The 20,245-nt window shown below is 37.5% G+C and carries 18 protein-coding genes and 1 pseudogene; 3 read left to right on the forward strand and 16 right to left on the reverse strand.

Annotation, left to right across the window (positions count from 1 at the left end; all coding sequences use genetic code 11):
• The first annotated feature begins 87 nt into the window (after positions 1-87).
• From tnpB to GQS54_RS16070, 3 genes and pseudogenes are all read left to right on the forward strand, one after another.
• Positions 88-228, forward strand: a complete 141-nt coding sequence (tnpB, locus tag GQS54_RS16055) for an IS66 family insertion sequence element accessory protein TnpB (protein WP_166424975.1) — start codon at positions 88-90, stop codon at positions 226-228.
• 132 nt (positions 229-360) lie between these two features.
• Complete coding sequence (locus GQS54_RS16060) at positions 361-522, forward strand: transposase (protein ID WP_166424976.1); 162 nt, start codon at positions 361-363, stop codon at positions 520-522.
• A gap of 275 nt (positions 523-797) precedes the next feature.
• A pseudogene (locus GQS54_RS16070) lies at positions 798-2,312 on the forward strand (IS66 family transposase).
• 203 nt (positions 2,313-2,515) lie between these two features.
• On the opposite strand, the gene GQS54_RS16075 reads toward GQS54_RS16070, so the two are convergent.
• The 16 genes from GQS54_RS16075 to GQS54_RS16150 all read right to left on the reverse strand — a co-directional run bounded on the left by GQS54_RS16075 (position 2,516) and on the right by GQS54_RS16150 (position 19,470).
• Complete coding sequence (locus GQS54_RS16075) at positions 2,516-3,229, reverse strand: phosphocholine cytidylyltransferase family protein (protein WP_166424977.1); 714 nt, start codon at positions 3,227-3,229, stop codon at positions 2,516-2,518.
• 7 nt (positions 3,230-3,236) lie between these two features.
• On the reverse strand, positions 3,237-3,854 hold the full coding sequence (locus GQS54_RS16080; protein WP_166424978.1) for a gamma-glutamyl-gamma-aminobutyrate hydrolase family protein: 618 nt from the start codon (positions 3,852-3,854) through the stop codon (positions 3,237-3,239).
• Entirely contained in the window at positions 3,854-6,235 is a 2,382-nt protein-coding gene (locus GQS54_RS16085) for a PEP/pyruvate-binding domain-containing protein (RefSeq protein WP_166424979.1), read from the reverse strand. The genes GQS54_RS16080 and GQS54_RS16085 overlap by 1 nt, the downstream gene beginning before the upstream one ends.
• On the reverse strand, positions 6,232-7,677 hold the full coding sequence (locus tag GQS54_RS23545) for a formyltransferase family protein (RefSeq protein WP_205967795.1): 1,446 nt from the start codon (positions 7,675-7,677) through the stop codon (positions 6,232-6,234). The genes GQS54_RS16085 and GQS54_RS23545 overlap by 4 nt, the downstream gene beginning before the upstream one ends.
• Positions 7,678-7,686: 9 nt before the next feature.
• Complete coding sequence (locus GQS54_RS16095) at positions 7,687-8,196, reverse strand: adenylyl-sulfate kinase (RefSeq protein WP_166424980.1); 510 nt, start codon at positions 8,194-8,196, stop codon at positions 7,687-7,689.
• Positions 8,197-8,235: 39 nt separating this feature from the next.
• Positions 8,236-9,204, reverse strand: a complete 969-nt coding sequence (locus tag GQS54_RS16100; RefSeq protein ID WP_166424981.1) for a hypothetical protein — start codon at positions 9,202-9,204, stop codon at positions 8,236-8,238.
• Between the two features lie 94 nt (positions 9,205-9,298).
• Positions 9,299-11,197: a hypothetical protein gene (locus GQS54_RS16105; protein ID WP_166424982.1), complete on the reverse strand. Its 1,899-nt coding sequence runs from the start codon at positions 11,195-11,197 to the stop codon at positions 9,299-9,301.
• Positions 11,198-11,233: 36 nt separating this feature from the next.
• Positions 11,234-12,007 (reverse strand): cephalosporin hydroxylase family protein, encoded by a 774-nt coding sequence (locus GQS54_RS16110; RefSeq protein ID WP_346766583.1) that lies wholly within the window; start codon positions 12,005-12,007, stop codon positions 11,234-11,236.
• A complete protein-coding gene (locus GQS54_RS16115) occupies positions 12,004-12,732 on the reverse strand; it encodes a formyltransferase family protein (protein WP_346766584.1) in 729 nt (242 codons plus the stop codon). The genes GQS54_RS16110 and GQS54_RS16115 overlap by 4 nt, the downstream gene beginning before the upstream one ends.
• Positions 12,733-12,737: 5 nt before the next feature.
• Complete coding sequence (locus tag GQS54_RS16120) at positions 12,738-13,844, reverse strand: DegT/DnrJ/EryC1/StrS family aminotransferase (protein WP_166424984.1); 1,107 nt, start codon at positions 13,842-13,844, stop codon at positions 12,738-12,740.
• A gap of 41 nt (positions 13,845-13,885) precedes the next feature.
• Positions 13,886-15,112, reverse strand: coding sequence for a class I SAM-dependent methyltransferase (locus GQS54_RS16125; protein WP_166424985.1), 1,227 nt, complete (start codon positions 15,110-15,112; stop codon positions 13,886-13,888).
• A complete protein-coding gene (locus GQS54_RS16130) occupies positions 15,109-15,672 on the reverse strand; it encodes a dTDP-4-dehydrorhamnose 3,5-epimerase family protein (RefSeq protein WP_166424986.1) in 564 nt (187 codons plus the stop codon). The genes GQS54_RS16125 and GQS54_RS16130 overlap by 4 nt, the downstream gene beginning before the upstream one ends.
• Positions 15,669-16,727, reverse strand: coding sequence for a CDP-glucose 4,6-dehydratase (rfbG, locus tag GQS54_RS16135; RefSeq protein ID WP_166424987.1), 1,059 nt, complete (start codon positions 16,725-16,727; stop codon positions 15,669-15,671). Before rfbG ends, GQS54_RS16130 begins: the two co-directional genes overlap by 4 nt.
• On the reverse strand, positions 16,727-17,494 hold the full coding sequence (rfbF, locus tag GQS54_RS16140; protein WP_166424988.1) for a glucose-1-phosphate cytidylyltransferase: 768 nt from the start codon (positions 17,492-17,494) through the stop codon (positions 16,727-16,729). The genes rfbG and rfbF overlap by 1 nt, the downstream gene beginning before the upstream one ends.
• A 4-nt stretch (positions 17,495-17,498) precedes the next feature.
• Positions 17,499-18,374, reverse strand: coding sequence for a glycosyltransferase family 2 protein (locus GQS54_RS16145; RefSeq protein ID WP_166424989.1), 876 nt, complete (start codon positions 18,372-18,374; stop codon positions 17,499-17,501).
• Positions 18,375-18,480: 106 nt separating this feature from the next.
• Entirely contained in the window at positions 18,481-19,470 is a 990-nt protein-coding gene (locus GQS54_RS16150) for a glycosyltransferase (protein WP_166424990.1), read from the reverse strand.
• Between the last annotated feature and the right edge of the window lie 775 nt (positions 19,471-20,245).

Below are 20,245 nucleotides of genomic sequence, written 5' to 3' on the forward strand. Positions count from 1 at the left end.
GTGTCATGTTCACACCTTAATATTTGACGGTTAATTGTCTCTTATTAAAGTGTCCGGTGCCATTTAACCAGAACAGGCCTTAGCATTATGAAGATGTTTTTAGAGCCTAATGATATTTATCTGCACAGCGGCTTTGTGGACTTTAGAAAAAGTATCAATGGTCTGCTTGTTATCATTGAATATGAACTAGAATTATCCCCGTTTAATGACGCCCAGCAAGTTAGTTAAAGTTATTAAGTCTAAGTCACAATTAGTATCCACGGCATCACCGCTAACGATTATTCATAATGGGGTAACTCTGAGTGTGGCGCAGCCAGTTGAAGCCACATGGCTTGCCGATGTCATGAAGGCCTTAGCATTATGAAGATGTTTTTAGAGCCTAATGATATTTATCTGCATAGCGGCTTTGTGGACTTTAGAAAAAGTATCAATGGTCTGCTTGTTACCATTGAATATGAACTAGAATTACCCCGTTTAATGACGCCCTATTTATCTTCTGCAACAAAAAACAAGATAAGCTAAAAATTGTTTACTGGGATAAAACGGGCTTTGCGCTTTGGTACAAAGTGCTGCAAAAAAATCGGTTTAAGTGGCCTACATTAAACGATCTTAGACACATCAGATTAAGCGAGCAGCAGCTCCAATGGTTGTTAGGTGGGTTTGATGTCATTGGGCACCGTACGCTTAATTACACGTCCACGGGCTTATAACGTCAGATCATAAGCACAATTTAACGATCACGATTTAATCTACATAAACTCAACCGTTTAGCCTTGTGTTACTGTAAAATACGAGGCATGAAAGAAGCCCCTAACACACTCCCTTGCGACGTGACCGCCTTACAAGAATTGGTGGTAGCGTTGCGTGCGCAAAACGATGACTTAGTAGCGAAGAATCAGCGGTTAAGTGAGATGTTCAGGCTCGCACAACAAAAACGCTTTGGTAAAAGTAGCGAAGCGTATCCAGGGCAAGGCGAGTTATTCAATGAGGCTGAGGAGCTAGTTGAACAAGCGGTTGACGAAGAAGAAACGATTACGTACACACGTCAGAAGCCCAAGCGTGAAAAAATATCTGCCGACATTCCTCGTGAGCGTATCATTCACGATATTAGCGATGAAGATAAAATCTGCGATTGTTGCCAGCATGCGCTTCATCAAATAGGTGAAGACACCAGTGAAAAGCTAGAGTTTATTCCCGCTCAAGTCAAAGTTATCGTGAATGTGCGTCCTAAGTATGCATGTAAAGCCTGCGAGAAAAATGGCATAACCAATAAAATTAAACAAGCGCCCGTGCCTGCAAGCATTATCCCAAAAGGTTATGCAACGCCTAGTTTACTGAGCCAAATCATTACCAGTAAATACCAGTTCGGGTTGCCGCTTTACCGGCAAGAAGCCATGTTTAAACAATACGGTATTGAATTAAGCCGTAAAACCACCGCACAGTGGATGATGAAATGTGCGGATATCTTACAAAGATTATACGACACGCTGAGACAACGATTGCTCGAACAACCGGTGATTTATGCAGACGAGACCACGCTTAAGGTGGTGAGTGATAACAAGTCAAAATCGTATATGTAGCTATATGCTTCAGGCGCAGACTCACCTGAAGGAAAGCTAAGCGGTACCGATATCGCAAATATCGTGTTGTATGACTATAACGCCAGTCGAGCAGGTCAAGTCGCGATAGATTATCTTGGTGGTTATGATGGCTACATTCACATGGATGGTTACGCTGGTTATCATAAAACACAAGCGACCTTAGTTGGCTGCTGGGGACACGCTAGACGATATTTTACCGACGCACAAAAAGCGATGGGCAAACATAAAAGTGGAAAAACTGACTGGGCATTAAACCATATTCAAAAGCTGTATCGTGTGGAAACGTTAATCAAAGGCAAAACGCCTGATGAGCGTTATCGCATCAGGCAAGAAAAGAGCTTACCTCTGCTTGCAGAGTTTAAAACATGGCTGATTAAATCTAAGGAGCAAATCATTAACCAGAACGATTTAAGCGCGGCCATCCAATATTGTTTAAATCAATGGGAAAAGCTTCAGCGTTATACGCTTGATGGCCGCTTAAGCATCGACAACAATCGCGCTGAGCGGGGAATAAAGCCGTTCGTGATGGGTAGAAAAGCATGGATGTTCTCACAAACAGCAAATGCTAGCGCGGTGTTGTATTCGATTGTTGATACGGCAAAAGCCAATGGCCTGTCACCTTATAACTACATCACCTATCTGCTTGAGCAATTTAGTCAACCCGAGCAGGATATCGAGCGACTTATTCCATGGAATGTTGACTTAGGCTAGACGTCTTTTACGAGACAGTTACAATAAAACGGTGGCAACCGGTCAAGATAATTGACGCTGACCAGTCAAGATAGTTGACGCGCTATAGGCAAGCTGACATAAAATTACTAAAGTGTATCAAAAATGGCTATTCTCAGGCCGTGCTGGTCATGGAAATAAATCTATTCAAACTGAACAAGTTCAACAATATATAGAATAAAAATTTATTGATAACACGCAAGATCATCTTCAGAATCGACTTCTCCCCATCGACCTAAGTAAGGTACTGCTTTAATCGCTAATACTTTACTTTCAATCACTTTCTGCAATGCACCTGTCATGTGCATTTTATCTTGTAAATCAGCTGAAAGACCTTGTTGCAATCTAGCAATTATATCCAATCCCTTAGGCGTGAATTTCAATAATCCCATATATTGTCCCTGTACTTGGTCGACTAATTTAGGTTGATTACCAATTTCGCATAATTCACTTTTATCATTCATTTTGAAGGTTTCGGCATCAGATAACGGATCCTCGAAACGACGACTCCAAATATCCAACCAATTTGGATCATAGGTAATTGCAATATCAGCTTGGGCTTCAATTAGAGAGTTGACTGCAGATGCTTCATAAAAAATATCAGAGTAACTAACAATACAATCGTCTGCTTGCAGCCACTCATAGGCACAATTAAGCGAAGATACCATATTGGTCTTATCCCAACGCTCGTTATAAAACTCAATCAATTCAGAAGATACAAGCATCTCACGGCGATATCCTGTAACTATACCTATTTCAGTAATACCAGCTTCTCTTAGAGCTATTAATTGATAGGTAAGTAAAGATTTTCCATTTAACTTTACTAAACATTTTGGGCTATTCTCCGTTAGCTCCTTCATCCGACTTCCTCGACCAGCAGCTAAAATTAATGCTTTCATCTTTTTCCTAATCTAATCTCATTAATAAACGAAATCGAGTTAACCATGTTAAATCGAAAGGTGTATCCCTTTCAGGGTGCCACATCCAGCCTTCGCATGGCCAATCAGTTTCAGATGTAATGGCTTCTAAATGACCGTCTTGAGCATAGGCCAATGGACGAAACCCTTTGGGAACACTTTTTAAAGAATAATCATGGTAACTATTTACAATGGAGTTCAAATCGCCACAAATTTCATGGTTTTCCGCCACGTGCCCCTTAGCCCTTTCCAATGTAGTGCCTGACCAAATACCAATGAACTGCATTCCACGACAAATCCCTAAAACAGGAATATTCTGTAATTTCGCCCAATCTAAAAGAACTGTTTCAGTTTTATCACGCTCACAAAACTCTCCAATATTATTACCTCCAGAAAGAATAATTCCCGTCGGCATTAATTGTACTAATAACTCCTTTAGCATTTCTGGCAATAATATATTTGGTAAATTGATTGGGATCGCTTCTGATGCAACCACCCATCGACTTAACGCCTGATCTAACGAATCTCTTGTCTCATTTCGTTGTTCATGATGTTCAACTCGCTGGCTGATTAAAATAATCGGTTTATTTATGGTCTGATTAATCATTACATTAACTCAATCTTTTTATCTCGACAATTTAAAATCAATTTTCGAGACTTCACAATACGAGAAAATAGCTGTTCACCACAACCAATTGCAGCAGGAATAGCAAACTCGACACAGCGAATAGCCATATGAGAGTTTGTACCTCCATATTGAGTGATTAAGCCTGCAATTCCTTTAGTAAACAACCAGTCATAACCGGGATCAGCATTTTCGATACATACTATTTTATTACTTAAATCCATAGTCGCAGGTGTACCTAAATCAAGTATAACCACATCGGATTCAACTGTTTCAACCGTAACAAAATTAGCCACACTACGATGGAGAGGAATTACATAAATACCATCTGGATTTGAGATTAAGTGCCCTAATTTTAGAGACTTTGCTTGTTCACAATCTCGTTTAGCTTTCTCTACACTATTCAGTAAAACTCGGTCGATATCATCCAGCAGTGGATTAGTTAAAGTATCGAGTAATAACGTTATATCGAGATAAGAAAGATCCTCTCGAGATAATCCCACTTTCCCACCCCATTGAGTTAATACAGCTAGCGCATCCGACAAGTCACGGGTAAATACAAATTTCGCATATTCACGCCCCATAATAGCTTTACGCATATACTCAAGGAGATTTTCAACTTCTATTGGAAAATCGGCTTCTTTTAACAATAATTGCAGTTTCTTTCGCTCACTAGGGTATAAATTAAATGAGCAATTATCATCCAAAATTGTCTTTTGAACTGACCCTGTAAACAGGTCATTCCGTTCATCATAACGAAGAGATGTAATATCATAAGTTCCGGGTCTTAGATGGCCAAACCTATCTAGAAATTCCGTGTTTTTTCTACTACCATCACATACTTCACCATATTCCTCAGCCAAATCAGTCGTAATCGTATGAATAGATTGCTTGAAAGTTTGCAATCTCTCTACACTCAATGCGCCTCGTTCAACCGCAGAACGTAATAAAGACTCCGCAATAAAAGCATGACGTGCCAAAATTGAAAAATAATAAGTTCCTTGATCACGACAGGAAACTAACAGGTCACGAACTACAGATAATTCAGGGGTAGGACTTAAAACGCGAGATACCTGCACAGCGGCCAATTCATCAATCATCATGCTTGCTTGGCATAGCGATCCACTATCTTGCATAAGTAAAGCATCAAGTGTTAACGAACGAATAGATGTGTGATATTCCTTAAACTCTCTTTCACTTAATAGATCCTTATAGCGGCTATCAAAGTCATGCTCGAAAGTGAAATTCATACATGTCTGAACGACTTCAAATTCGACTTTATCGTGCAATTCAGGAAATTTGTCTAACCTCGTTAACCAACCATTAAGTAACTTCTCTTTTATATTACTAGACAAATTATTAGGTAGAAAAGAATTAAAACTATTTCGCACATCAATATATGGATGATGGTCAATCATTAACATTAGTTCTTCGTTTTTTGGATGAAAGTAGCCCATAGCGGCTCTTGACTCTCGCCAAGTAGATTGGGTAATAAGGTAACGGTAGAGTGACGAAGCCAAAGGTCTAGGTGTAGTACCAATAATTTCTGCAGGATTCCAATCGGGCATCACACCTAATATTGTTTTTTCACCATAGATACCCGATTTTCTTTTCATTATTTGCTGAATAAATTCTACAATATGCTTTAAGGTTCTTACTACTCTTCTCTCTGTAACCGGATGCCATGTATTAAATAAGGTAATTTGTCGCACTTGAAATATATAAACAATCCCTGATTGATTAATAGCAAACTCAATATCAAGAGGAACATTTCCACAGATATTTTCTAGTTCTGCACAAGCCTTTAACAGTGAACGGATTCTAGGAGAGTTAACTTTTTCAAGCTCGGTATCTCGATAAATAAGAACCGTCTTTTGTATACCAATACCACCTGTAATCGTATCGGTTAAACCACTCTCATCGTCATAATTGATGATGTAATAAGGAGCACCGCGTTCTAGATCGTGAGTCATTAAAACACCAGACATATTTATATCGGTTAACATAGGTTGAACCAATATTTGATTGTCTGTTTGAGAAAAGTCACTAAATGAATCGATAACTTGATCAATTGCGCTTATTAATCGTGTTTCATCATTCACAGAAACGTTCAGGCAACTAAGGAAAGCCCCAGCCATAGAATTTTCATGTCCGTCTTCATTTTTAGCACTGCTTCTTATAATTAAGTCATTTTCTGGCGAGAAAACATGGATAGAATTTAAAACTTGAGCGGAATTTCTTCGCCAATCGCCTTCTGAGAAATAAAGAATAGGAAGAATTTTTGCTTGGGTTAATAATGGCTGCAGCTTTGTTAATGTTTCCGATTTAGTACCAAAAACAAACTGAGAATGATGATTGCTCATAAGTCTATTATCTCTTGATCAATCTTTAACAGAGCTAAATGTTTTAACAAAGGGTGAATAATAAAAAAGGGCAAAGAGTCTTCTGTTTGAGTCGTTTTATTCCACTGTTTAAATGGGTCTAACCACTGCTTCAATGTTTCCACTAATAGATCAGCTCGAATTGTACTATCGTACAAATGATCTACATCAATTCCATTTTCTGGAATAGGGTACCTTTTACGAGCAACTATTACTCCCGTGTCAATCTGCTCATCTAATAAAATAGCACTCGCAGCACAACAATTTTCATCAAGAATTTGATAATACAAAGTTGTGCTTCCTCGATAGTCAGGTAACCAACCCGAATGGATATGTAATACAGGGAATTCGCTCAAAATCGAAGCAGGCACTAGTTGTCCTCCATATCCAGAGTAAATGATCAAATCAGGATCAGCCTCTTTAATTAGTGCTAATAAAGCAGGAGCTGAGAGTTCTTGTTCTTCAGTTGATGTATATTTCAATCCATAATTATCTAGGCTTTGCAAAATATCTAATTCTAAGTTTGGGGTGAACATGTTTTGAATCGAAACGTTGCTATGTGTTCTAGTTGACGTGAATTTTGACTTAGAAGTACCATAGACAATAATCTGACAAGGAATAATATTTGCACTACAAAGTGCCTGAATATAAGCAATAGAGCGGGTTGTATGACCACATAAAAGAAGTGTTTTTTTACTTTTTTCTAGGACTATTCCACCGTCATACGTTCCATCAACTACCAGTGTCTGATTAGAGTTCTTATTGAGGGGCTGAGTAAAATCAAGAAATGAATGTGAATCACATTTAAACCTAACAATCGAATGAGCATTATCTTTCTTCAAATCAGACTGCTTTAAAACTGTATCCAAAATCATTTGCTCGGCAATAATAAGCCACTCGAGGTGTGATGATTGGCTCCTATTCAATTGTGATTTTTGCGAGAGCAATGTATCTACTAATTTTAATAATCCATTGATATATTGAGATATTGGCTTTATCGCCCAAGCACGAATAAGGGACTCAGCCAGCAATAAATAAAGCTCTAATTTTTCATAGCTACTTTCGCTAACTATTCTGTGTGGCGCTTCAATCCCATAAAATTGATAGAGGCGTTTACTCACTTCAAATTTTTTTAACATCCGCGGTAACCAATAAACAACATGTTTAGACATTTTAGCTTCAGTTCTGAGATCCAAACAAAGCTGTACTAAAATATCCTCTGTTGAATATTGACTAGTATCAGGATCATTTAAATGAATGGAATTTGAAGGGAGCTCTAGATACACAGGAGAACGGCATTGGGTCAGATAAGAAGATCGGGATTTATGCCAATCGAAGATGAACCCCAAACCTAAATAAGGGGTGTACATGTAGCTCTGCGGTAAATTAAGTAACGGACCGTTACAATATGGATAAGCGCTCACATTCCTTCCTTAGTTACAAATAGAGATGATTTTATCAACATAACTGCTGACATCTTCTAATTTTTGACTGTTTTTAATGGTTAAATCAGGGGAGCAAGGAGGTGTATATTGAATATCAATGCCTACTACATTTGCTTGTTCACCGCGTAATGCTGATTGATATAAACATTTATTATCTTGAGCAATTAATTTATCAATCGATACATCAATAAAAACTTCTCTATAATCAGAAAATATTTCTCGATTTTTAAGATTAATATCATCAAAAATACCTAAGTTACAACAAACTACATCTAATCCTTGCATATCTAACCACAAACATATTTCTTGCAGTCGCTCAGCACTGATTCGTCGTCCGTTTACAGAATAGTCCTGGTAGGACTCGTGTTTAAATATAGCCCTAATACCATCCCCATCAACTAAAACAGTTGCCTCTTTCTTTAACTTTACTCGCTGGTAAAATGCACTTCCTATTGTTGTTTTACCGGAACCCGATAAGCCAATTAACCAAACGACCATTTTTACTCCATAGGGATAATTTATAAGTTATTGAGTTTACTACTTATAACTATCTGATAATTTTGACCAAGTCCAGTACTCGGGCTCTTTATTATGCACTAACGCGTCGAATAATTTAGGCTCCTTATTTTGCATAGCCAGAATCCAATCCCTTTGTTTATTAATGAAACTTTGAGCATGTATCTCATCTGTAATAATACCTTCAATATAAAAGCGTTTTTTTTCAAAATCAGGTTTTGAATTTCCTCGAACCCAAATATCTTTTCCTGAATTACGTATCATTTGATAAAAAGAATAAAATTCATTTTGACTTATAAATCGAACTGATTTTCCTGTCCCAATATAAGAATCCTCTTGTTCACCTAAGCTGACTGAATAATCAATGACAGAAATTTTTGCTTTTGATACAAAGTTAAATAGTTCGTTTGCAGAATTAATTGCGTATAACAAAGTAATTCCCTTTGCAAAAAAAACATCATAACTTTCTGATAAGTCAGATAATACTATGCCAGTTTTTACTTTATATTCACAATGCATTTTTTTTGCCATGAAGTTAAAAAATGAAGATATATCTAAACCAAACCAATTGATGCTTTCTAAGCTGTTAGCCTCTTCAAGGTGTGGTAATAAGATTTTTTCAAGTCTACATATAAACTCTATGGTATCTATGCAACCAAAAAGTGTCTGTCCCAATTCAAGAAAAGAATCACCAGCAACATCCAATGCGATTTTTTTGTTTAAATTGAAAACAAAATCATTTTCATGATGAATCTCACTTTTAAATAAGTAAATTATGTCGTCAATATTTCCAGCCTTTAACGCATCAGTCATCTGTTTATATGCAAAGATATCATTAGAATAACGAGCGTGCATGAGCCAATCATAAGCTTTTTCATTGACCCGAAAATCGTATACTTCCTTATTGCCTTTATGAGAATCGATAGAACCAAACTCAAGGTAGGTAAAGATCTGTTTTGGCGATGGTTGATTATTTCCTTTCGAGTTCATAACAAGTGCCTTTTATATATTTTTTAATGTAAGAATTAAATGAGATATCAATTACTGACTTAAACGAAGCGACAGCTACCAAATTGGCTAATAACTATTTTTCAGATAATAAATTTAACAAAAAATTATTAATTGGATCATTCACAAACCCAAACAATTTGTTTTTGACATTTTTATTGATAATCAAGTAATTTACAATTTCAATTACAGAACCTTGTGAACCAATGATGATATCTTGTGAAAAGTATTCTAATTTATCAGGGTGAAATACTGGGATACCCATAAATGAACTATTTTGCTTTAATTCATCACCATCAAAAATTGCAATAGGATTGAAGTTTCTATTACATTGATTGGACAAGATAATAGACTCTGTAAAAGCGCCCGCACCGTAAAAAATAATATCACCACATTGAACATTCGAACCATCATAAAAATTAATGATTTTCAAATCATTCCACACAACATCATTAATCTCTTCCATACTTTCTATCGAAACCTGATAATGGTCCCGTAACCACATTAATTCATGTGTGACGCTAATTTCACCATTGTCAATGGCATCGCAACAGAACTCAAACGCCACTTCCCCCCTCATTTTCCACCAAACCTTACTTTCTACTGAAAGCAAGTCAAAGTCTTCATGGTGAACTAGCTTATAAAAAGCAGTAAAGCCTAAAGGATAGTAATACTCCCTTACATTACTGTTTCTAATATAGTTTTCTGCTAATAATAAAAGTGATAACGCAGAATGGTTTGCCATCACTCCAAAAGCCATAGCAAAAGGCCCGAACGGTCGGTTTGAAACGATTAATTGACGTAACTTAAAATCAACATCTTTTGAAGTTCCTTCGTTTAGAAAATAGGTAGTCCATTCCGGTAACACTTGACCACTAACAATATGTTCAATATTGTCAACGAGGTAATCAAAAGAAGCGCCAGGGTTGTATATACCCGCAGCTAAACATCTTTTTTTCCGGCCCCCCTCTGAAGTATCAAAACGACCATTAAGCGCTTGATTTAATACATCAATAAAATGAATTTTATCTGTAGTAAAGTAACGTCCATCATGCCCATACTGCAATGAATAACTGGGATCCAATTTATAAACTATCGTTGGACAACCCGTAGCAAGGTCAAAAAGATGATTATAGTACTCCCTGTGAGTGACCATAACGGCCCCCCTTGCGTAATCATCGATATATGAATCTGCATCGCTGTAATAAAAATTTAAATATCCTCTGCCCAAATTAAGACATTCTATGACCTTAGGATGCTTATTATTAAAATGATGAACTCGGAAAATGATCGTTTTATCAGGAAATTCATCCAGCAATGTTTTTAATGTTTCAAAAATAACATCCACTACCCAATATTCTTCAACGCTTAATAAAGAAAGGTGATAAATAATAGCTTTTTTAGGGCCTGTCAGTTTTGATACTGCATTAAAAAACTTGTCGAGCTTTGGGAAACCAAAAGGCAATTCCGAAACGAAGGGCTGTTGATGCAAGCGCATCACTGCTGGAAAACTGTTGATGTATTTCTGTGGTGCTAATTTAGGCTGTTTCCTTGCGCCTAATACATAGTCAAAATAGAAGCCTCCCCCATAGACACAAAGTGTAGATTCTATGGGAACATCAGTGCCATGTGGTAAACCGATTCTAGTAATTTTTGATGGTATATACTCGTAAATCGATTTATTAGACTCAGGGATTACTATGACATCCAATAAATCTATTTCTTTACACTCATCTCGACGGCAAAATAAAAAGGGCACTTCCGGATAATGCTTTTCAAACCATTGTCTATGAATATTAGTTTCATCATTAACAATAATTCCTATACAATCTACCGATGAATACTCATTTAAATCTTCAATGTATTGAATTAATTGATTAGCAATTGCTGAATACTCAACAATAACACCTAATTTATAAATATTAGAATCTAGTTTTTTCCAATATTTTTTTTGTAAACCAATACCTGAAATCAACGATTCATCCCCTTGACAAATACCAAAACAACTTTCTTATTTGATTCTTTTCAAAAATCCATCAGGGGCAACGGTAATCAGTAACTTATTTTGGATACTCTTATCAATCTCAAATTCAGAGTGTGATTTAAGATACTCCCTAACAGCTGTTTTAGGATTATTTCCACGTCCCCATGGACGGTCTGGAAACATATTTTCAGGCATATTTTCAATTATGGTATCGAAAACCACACAATAGCTACCAACACTTGTTAAGGACGCGTAAGCATTTAGCTCAGCGATAACATGATCATGAGTATGGTTAGAATCAAGACAAATCAAAACTCGCGAATAATTCGCAGCGAAAGCTTTAATTTGAGCAATAATATCAGGGTCGATGCTAGAACCTTGTATCATTTCAATCCGCGAAGACATGGGGTGCGCTTCAATGGCTTCTCGGTTATGTGCGCGGATATCAATGTCTATACCTAACACTTTGCGCTTTGATTTTTTAGGATCCAGCATTTTGCCTGACTCGATCGCTTCGCACATATCGAGTTGAGCTAACATAGAAGCACTAAAAATTAGAGAGCCGCCATGAGCAATACCTGTTTCAATGATAAGATCAGGCTTTACTTCCCAAATTATTTCTTGCATGGCGACAATGTCTTGTGGGTACTGAATTATAGGGCGACTTTGCCAAGTAAAGTGATAAGAGTATTTAAATTCATTTGCCAACGTAAACCACATATTGGTCTGCTTTAAAAGGCCATCACTTTTCGCCATGCCCTCTATTTCAGAAGAACATTCTTTAAAAAAATTATTATTCACTTTGCAACCTTTTTAATTTTAATAGTTACTTCATACTTACTACCATCATCAACAAACCAGCAAGATGGATGGCCATTAAATGTTCTGGCTCGTAAAAGATTTAATAAATCACGAGCTCTATATTGTTTCTCTAGGTTAATTTGACTCGCTTGTTCGAGTTCAGATGATTGGTGAAAACTACCCAGGCTAATATCCTGTGGTTTACACGCTGTGTGACCACTTTTTAATTTTATATATGCAAGTTGAAACAAATCAACCATCGATGAACTAGCTTTCTTATATAAGCTTTCACCATTATCTGTCCAATCGTAAGGGATCTTTTTCTGCAGAAGAATCGCACCAGAATCAATCGATAAGTCAACAAAATGTATACTTACTCCGAATGGTACTTGCTCGACTAACGCCCAGAAATTATAATTTTTACCTCGATTAAACGGTAAATAACTAGGGTGGGTATTAATAAACCCCTGTTTTGCTGATTTAATTAACTTTTTTGTTATGATGTGTGGCCACCAAGCTAGAATCCCTAGATCAATATCACAAGGTAATCTTTCATAGAAGTTCTTATCCTCTTTATTGAAAACATGCGTTTCTATTTCATTTTCTTTGGCAAGAACTGATATATTATTTTCAGATGCGGTGATGATCATAATAAGATCATCAATATAGTTAGTTATCAAATAGGATACTATTTTTTCCCCCACGTCCCCATCAGCAAAAATCACAACGTTCAAGATATAACCCTTTGTATTACCTGAATCACTCTATTTTGATCTGTAATGGTCATATCAAAATAACTCGGGAGATTTATTGCTCTAGAGTTTATTTTCCATGAGATGGAATTATGATGAGGTCGGTCAAACATAGGCAAGCTTGAAAGTGGATAGAAAAACACTCTAGCATCAATATTTTCTTCAGCAAAGGCGAACTGCAGCCGTTCACTAGTTATCTCTGATTCTTCTGTAAAAACCACTGTAGGCATCCATACTCCATTGACAACTCCGTCTGGCTCAGGGTTCATGATTAAACTGGGAAATGATGATAGATGCTCTCGATAATGTGTAAAAATTTCTCGCTTTCGGTCTGTCAATTCTTCAATACGTTCCATCTGCGCGCAACCCATAGCAGCTTGAATGTTCGACATCTTATATTTGAAACCAATTAAATCAGGCCAAAACTGCTTCGTTTGCCCACGGGCACGACCATGATTGCTCAGTGTAAGCACGTGTTCATACAATTCAGCGTCATTGGTGACAAATATTCCACCTTCACCAGTCGTAATGGTTTTAGTGCCATGAAATGAAAAAGCACCAAACTTGCCCATTGAGCCTGCTCGCTTACCGTGGTAGACGGAGCCTATCGCTTCAGCAGCGTCTTCAATCACCGGAATGCCATACTTTTCACCTATGGCTAATAGCGCATTCATTTCACACAAGTTGCCATAAATATGCACAGCAACAATCGCTTTGGTCCGAGGGGTTATAGCTTTTTCAACTAAATCAGGATCTAAACACCAACTGTCGGCTAGAATATCCACAAAAATAGGTTGTGCACCAAGATGGATTATTGGAGAGGCGGTGGCTATCCAATTAGTATCGGCCAAAATTACTTCATCGCCTTCACCTATGCCTAAGGCGGACATGCCCATATGGAGCGCGCCGGTGCAGCTAGAAGTAGCAATAGCGTATTTAACACCTAGATGCGCCTTAAACGCTTGCTCAAAACATTCAATATATTCATAACACTTTTCGCCCCACCCATTTTGAGCAGCATCTGTGGCATAACGAACTTCTAGTTCAGTGATCGACGGTTTAGTGTAGTGAATTCGATTAGTCATTGGTTTTATTGCTTATTTTTTTTACAAAGTAGATAGTTTGATCAATCATAAATGGTTACTTGCGGTACTGCTGTTACAAATTGTGTACCCAGTTTAGAGAGTTTGTCATTTTGCTGTTTAAGCTCTGTAGCAATATTCCAAGGAAGTATTAACAAATAATCAGGAATAAACTTAGATAAAGAATCTGGAGACAAAATTGGAATATGGCTACCTGGCATATACTTGCCTTGTTTTGCGGTTGCTGCATCACAAACGAATGGCAGTAAATCTGGTTTAACTCCAGCAAAATTAAGTAACGTATTGCCTTTAGCTGCAGCACCATAAGCTACGACAGTTTTTCCGTTACGTTTTTGTTCAAGTAAAAAAGTTAACAAATCATTTTTAACGTTATCTGCTCGGATCTGAAATTGTTGATAAGGAGCTAAAGTTTGTAATCCATTTTGTACTTCGAGCGCCAACATACTATTAACGGCTTCAGTATTAGAACGCTTATCTTTTGAATGACATCCATAAACCCGCAAACTTCCACCATGAGTAGGCAATGTTTCAACATCCCAAATGCGCAAGCCTGCAGCTGCAAAAATCTTGATCACGGTATACAAAGATAGATAAGAAAAATGTTCGTGATAAATTGTATCAAACTGCACCAGCTGTATTAACTGCATTAAATGTGGAAATTCCAATGTAATAGTTCCGTGAGTTTTTAATGCCGCTTTCAGCCCTCGGGTAAAATCATTTATGTCTGGCACATGTGCATATACATTGTTGCCAATAATTAAATCAGCTTGTTGTTCCGTTTCCGCAAACTGCCTACCTATGGTTTCGCCAAAAAACGTCCTTAATACTGGGATTCCTAACTTTTCAGCCGCAGAAGCAGTACTTGCAGTCGGTTCAATACCTAAACAAGGAATGTCAGCTTCTACAAAATTTTTCAGTAAATATCCGTCGTTTGAGGCAATTTCTATCACATGACTGCGATTGTCCAGTTTAAGGTGTTTTATAATAGCCTTTGAATAATTAGCAGCATGCGTTAACCAACCGCTTGAGGTGCTTGAAAAATAAGCGTAATCGGCATTAAATAGTTCATCCGCTTGTGCATAGTCTTCAGTTTGCACCAACCAACATTGCTCGCACACTTTGACCTTAAGTGGAAAATAAACTTCTGGTTGTTTGAGCTGTTCAACCGTTAGGTAGGCGTTTGATGGCGGAGCAAAACCCAAATCTATAAAATTGTGCACTAACTGGGTTTCGCAGTGTCTGCATTTCATTTGCGTGCAACTCCTGAATACTCTAAATCTAAAAGGGGAAACGCTCTATCTCGTGCAGAACACTCACTAATAGGCAATGGCCAATTAATGGCTAATCGAGGCTCAAAGATGTTAATTCCAGCTTCAGCATTTGGTTCATAAGCCGCTGAATGGCAATAAAGTAATTCAACGTCATCACACAATGTTTGAAAACCATGGGCAAAACCTTCGGGGATTAACAACGCGCAGCCATTATCACTGGTTAATTTTTGTGCATGCCAATGTAAAAAGGTAGGCGAATCTGCTCTTAGATCCACGACTACATCCCATATCTGCCCTTTTAAACAACTCACCAACTTCATTTCACTAAAGGGTGCCTGCTGAAAATGTAATCCTCGTACTGTGCCTTTTTTAGCCGTATAGGTATGATTGATTTGAGCAATAGGTTCATGCCAACCGCATGTTGCTAATTCAGAGGCGCAAAATACCCGAGATAAAAAACCACGTTCATCACCAAGTAGTTGACGTTCAACTTTTTTTACCCCCTCTAGTGGTAAATCAGTGATATCAAAACGACTCACAACAAAGCCTCATAAGCTTCAATATCAGTAGTGCATAAATCGAATGCAGTTTTCCCTTGATTTTCGTCTCGATACCAATCAAAGGTTCTTTGTATTGTTTGGTTTAATGGCCAGACCGGATGATTTTGCAACAGATTAGTAATCTTGCTTGTATCTAGCATCAGCACCCCTGCTTCATGTAAGCCATTATTCTCTTGATGATAATTAACTTCACCAGCACCATAAACATTGCGTGCGATGTCAATAACTTCACGTACAGTCACAGCTTCATTAGCATTAGGACCAAAATTATATGCACCAGCCAACCCAGGTTGTAAATACAATTTTTTCGCTAATTGCATATAACCGAATAACGGCTCTAATACATGTTGCCATGGGCGAATTGCCTCAGGGAGTCGTATTTCTAAGGGCTTTTTATTTTGCCAAGCACGCACTGCATCGGGAATAAGTCGATCTTCCGACCAATCTCCACCACCAATAACATTTCCTGCGCGAGCCGTGGCTAAGGCAACACCTCGTTCAGCTAAAAAGGCTTGTCTAAAACTGGCAATGACTAATTCACTTGCCGCTTTACTAGCACTGTATGGGTCATGCCCCCCTAGACGAGCATCTTCATTGTAAGGATGTAAACACTCGTTATTGTGATAAACCTTATCTGTTGTGACCATAACTACCGACTTAACAGTATCCACTTCTCGTAGAGCTTGCAGTAGATTAGCCGCCCCCATTATATTGGTTGAAAAAGTATCCAATGGTTGCAGATAACTAGCACGCACAAGTGGCTGAGCGGCAAGATGAAAAATAATTTCAGGCTTTGCTTTTTGTACTAAAAAAGTCAGCGCAGCTGAATCTCGAATATCACAAACGTGGTGTTCGCATAAACGTTCGATATTTGCTCTAGAAAACAAATTAGGTTCAGTAATAGCTGGAAGGCTAATTCCAGTAATTTCTGCACCTAGCCGATGTAACCAAAGAGTTAACCAACTACCTTTAAATCCGGTGTGCCCTGTAATTAGTACTTTTCGTCCACGGAAAAAGTTGGCAGATGAGGGCATTACCATAATTTCCAAGGAGGACTTTTAGATTGCCATAAATCTTCGAGCTTATTTTTATCGCGCAAAGTATCCATCGCTTGCCAGAATCCATGGTGTTGATAAGAACTCAATTGACTTTGTGCAGCGAGGTGGTGCAATGGCTCACCTTCAAAACTACTTTTATCATTTTCAATCAAGTCAAATATTGTTGGTTCAAGTACAAAAAAGCCTCCATTTATCCAAGACCCGTCACCTGCAGGTTTTTCTTTGAATGTTTGCACTATTCCGTCCTTGATATTCAAAGCACCATAACGCCCAGGAGGCTGAATAGCGGTAACAGTGGCTATCTTCCCATTGCTTTTATGATGCGCTAATAGTTGAGCTAAATCGATATCAGCAACACCATCACCATAAGTAAAACAAAATGTTTCATCACCAATATAGTCTTTTACTCTTTTCAAACGCCCGCCTGTCATACTGTGCTCGCCAGTATCAACTAAAGTTACACGCCAAGGCTCTGCATGTTCTTGATGCACTTTCATCTGATTAGTGCGCATGTCAAAGGTCACGTCAGACATATGTAAGAAGTAGTTAGCAAAGTACTCTTTGATAATATAGCCTTTGTATCCAAGGCAAATGACAAAATCATTAATTCCATGATGTGAATATATTTTCATGATATGCCACAGAATAGGTTTACCACCAATTTCAATCATGGGTTTAGGTCTTAGGTGAGACTCTTCACTTATCCTTGTGCCTAAACCGCCAGCGAGGATGACTGCTTTCATAAATTTAGTATCCTTGTGTTACGCCGTCATTTGGTGTCAGTGATTCAACCCCCAAGGAGTTTTGTAGTATGTCTATGATTTCATACTCAACATATCGCTGCATTCTCTCATCACCTTTATACAAAAGTGCGAAATCATCGAGATAGTATTTTACATAATCATATTTACTTAAGTACTTATCGGTTCCGGTGATCCTTTTTGTGTAGGCAGCATACGATACATCCCTATTGTGAAAAAACCGACGAAAATAACCTTGGACCGGCATAAAATATAATCTGCCAAACCACAATAAGCGACTAATGATAATGTGGTCGTAGGATTTAGTTTCTCTAAATTCAAACCCATTAAGACACTTTCTTCTAAATACAGACTGAACAATAGTGCAGTCTGATAATTGGCGGACGGACTGAATATAACGCCCCAATTTTTTAGGGCTGAAATTGTACATCGCAGACATTGAAATTTCAGGTGCACTATCGTCTACAAACTTATATGGAATGCCGCAGGTTAATGCAATATCAGGATTAGAATCTAAAACATCAATCGCACTATTTATGTAACCATCTGAAATATAATCGTGACCACCTAGCCACATGAAATATTCAGATTTACAGTTCTCGAATAGAAGCTTTGAATTAATAAATGCACCAATATTTTCATTCTGTCTAATTAATAAAAACCTAGGATCATCACCAACAATTTCATTACACTTCTCCCATGTTCCATCAGTAGAAGCATTATCTGAAACAATATAAAGAACATCCGAACGATTTGGTTGCTTTTTTAGTGAGATTAACGTTTCTTCGACATGCAAATGTTCATTATATAATGGCACGCCTATGCACAATTTATATTCAAAATTAAGTTTATCATTCAACATTTAGCCCCCGCTTAAGGTATTTTAATTTTTATTGCTAGCAAAATACTCATAATGTTTAATAGAGCATAAATAAATTTTTATGCCGACATCTGAATTCGGGTCTATATCAATATCTTTTTCTACAATATTTAACAAATGACCAACCAAACAGGTCTCCTTTTAAGAACTCACAAACACCAAAATTTTTAATGAATATAAAAACCCCCTTCAAACCGAACACTCGACAGTGTCTTCTGTAACTGTCGGCCAACACTGTTCTAAAATAAGCTGGGTGGTATTTTTTAACCCTATTATTTATTTTTATTGCAGTTAAATAAAGGCACAAAACCTGTTTCGCTTCGCTCTTTGATACACGGTCTTGGGGGAATAAACGGATACTCGTAACTAAAGGCTCAGGGACATCAACGCCTAGCTTTTTGAAGTTTTCAGCGCAAACTTCTTTAGCCGAAAGACGCTGATTCTCAGCGTTGGCTTGGCTCTCCTGGCCGGCATGATGACGATAATAATTCGTCACACAAGGTAAATTAATCAGGGTTGATACTTCATTTAGTGCAGCCCACATGCCATAGTCAGACGCACTTTTAGATGGAAATGTCGCGAATGAAAAGCCTGACTTTTTTAAAGCGCTTATTCTTATCATAGCCATGTTAGACATAACATTCTGAACAAAAAGATGAGCTTTAATTTTATCACTATTAAGAGGCGGCTCGCTCACTCTGTTGGTGTCTATAATCTTCATTGCTCCACTCACCCCTCCATATTCTTTGTTTTCTGAAATACGCTCAAGCTGAAGCTGTAACCTTTCAGGTGACGCAATATCATCGGAGTCCATCCAAGCAAAAAAATCCGTCTCCACAAGGTTGACCAATTTTTGCCGACTTTGTAAGATTCCTAAATTCCCATTATTTGAGAAAAGCTGAATCCTAGCATCAACTTGCATGAACTTTCGAATGATTTTGGTACTCGCATCTGTGGAGCAATCATCTAAAATGTAAAAGTAAAAATCTTTAAATGTTTGCGCCAAAATAGACGATATTGCTTGAGAAATGTACATTTCAGAATTAAAAACGGGCATGAGTACAGTTATTTTATTCAAAGTATTCTACTTGTAATTTGGTTATCTATGAATATTAAGCATATGTCAATTACAGCCTCAGATTAAGCTACTGAACTGAGCTATTCCTTAATTTAAGGTTCTGCTGGCAGTTTTTCCTATCATTTTCGGTACTTAATTAAGCAAACTATTGTTGTTCTTTCGTCTATCATGACATTTAATATCTAGCTTCATGACAGTCGTCATAACATCAGCACTCAACATGTTGCGTTTCTCTAGTTTGATGTAAATTGTTTAGTTCCTCTTTGCTAACGTGCTCTAAGACCTGATCTTGGATAGTAAGATAACCCTTTTTGCAATCAAGGAAAACATACTCGTCACTGCCAAAAAAAAATCAAAGTCAAATATTCGTACACCTGTGGTTCATCAAGGTTTATTTTACAAAAAAATAGCCACCGATAAGCATACTCTTTATCGACATCAGGGGTGTTCACCTTTAATAATTTGGCAAGTGACTTTAATAGCGAACCTATTTCAGTTAACTCTTAAATAAAGACGCAGTGCCAACCAGTAAATTTGGCAAATAACTGATGCTCGTTTTATCTTAATTCCAATTTTGAGCATGTAAAAAACGATAAATGGCTTGCTCCGACTTTTATAGGGGTATTACAGCCGCTGTTGACTTATATACTGAGTTTTATAATCCAAAAACACAATGGCATCATTTTTAAGATACTTCTCAAAATAGTATTCGAGGTTCGAATTAGTCATATATTTTTTACAAAAAACTAACCATCTATACTGAAATTCATAGTTA

The sequence above is a fragment of the Paraglaciecola sp. 20A4 genome, from assembly GCF_011378905.1.
GTDB lineage: Bacteria > Pseudomonadota > Gammaproteobacteria > Enterobacterales > Alteromonadaceae > Paraglaciecola.

Coding starts and splice junctions, on each gene's coding strand:
- tnpB (WP_166424975.1), top strand. CDS start 88: ATGAAGATGTTTTTAGAGCCTAATGATATTTATCTGCACAGCGGCTTT.
- GQS54_RS16060 (WP_166424976.1), top strand. CDS start 361: ATGAAGATGTTTTTAGAGCCTAATGATATTTATCTGCATAGCGGCTTT.
- GQS54_RS16075 (WP_166424977.1), bottom strand. CDS start 3,229: ATGAAAGCATTAATTTTAGCTGCTGGTCGAGGAAGTCGGATGAAGGAG.
- GQS54_RS16080 (WP_166424978.1), bottom strand. CDS start 3,854: ATGATTAATCAGACCATAAATAAACCGATTATTTTAATCAGCCAGCGA.
- GQS54_RS16085 (WP_166424979.1), bottom strand. CDS start 6,235: ATGAGCAATCATCATTCTCAGTTTGTTTTTGGTACTAAATCGGAAACA.
- GQS54_RS16095 (WP_166424980.1), bottom strand. CDS start 8,196: ATGGTCGTTTGGTTAATTGGCTTATCGGGTTCCGGTAAAACAACAATA.
- GQS54_RS16100 (WP_166424981.1), bottom strand. CDS start 9,204: ATGAACTCGAAAGGAAATAATCAACCATCGCCAAAACAGATCTTTACC.
- GQS54_RS16120 (WP_166424984.1), bottom strand. CDS start 13,844: ATGACTAATCGAATTCACTACACTAAACCGTCGATCACTGAACTAGAA.
- GQS54_RS16125 (WP_166424985.1), bottom strand. CDS start 15,112: ATGAAATGCAGACACTGCGAAACCCAGTTAGTGCACAATTTTATAGAT.
- rfbG (WP_166424987.1), bottom strand. CDS start 16,727: ATGCCCTCATCTGCCAACTTTTTCCGTGGACGAAAAGTACTAATTACA.
- rfbF (WP_166424988.1), bottom strand. CDS start 17,494: ATGAAAGCAGTCATCCTCGCTGGCGGTTTAGGCACAAGGATAAGTGAA.
- GQS54_RS16145 (WP_166424989.1), bottom strand. CDS start 18,374: ATGTTGAATGATAAACTTAATTTTGAATATAAATTGTGCATAGGCGTG.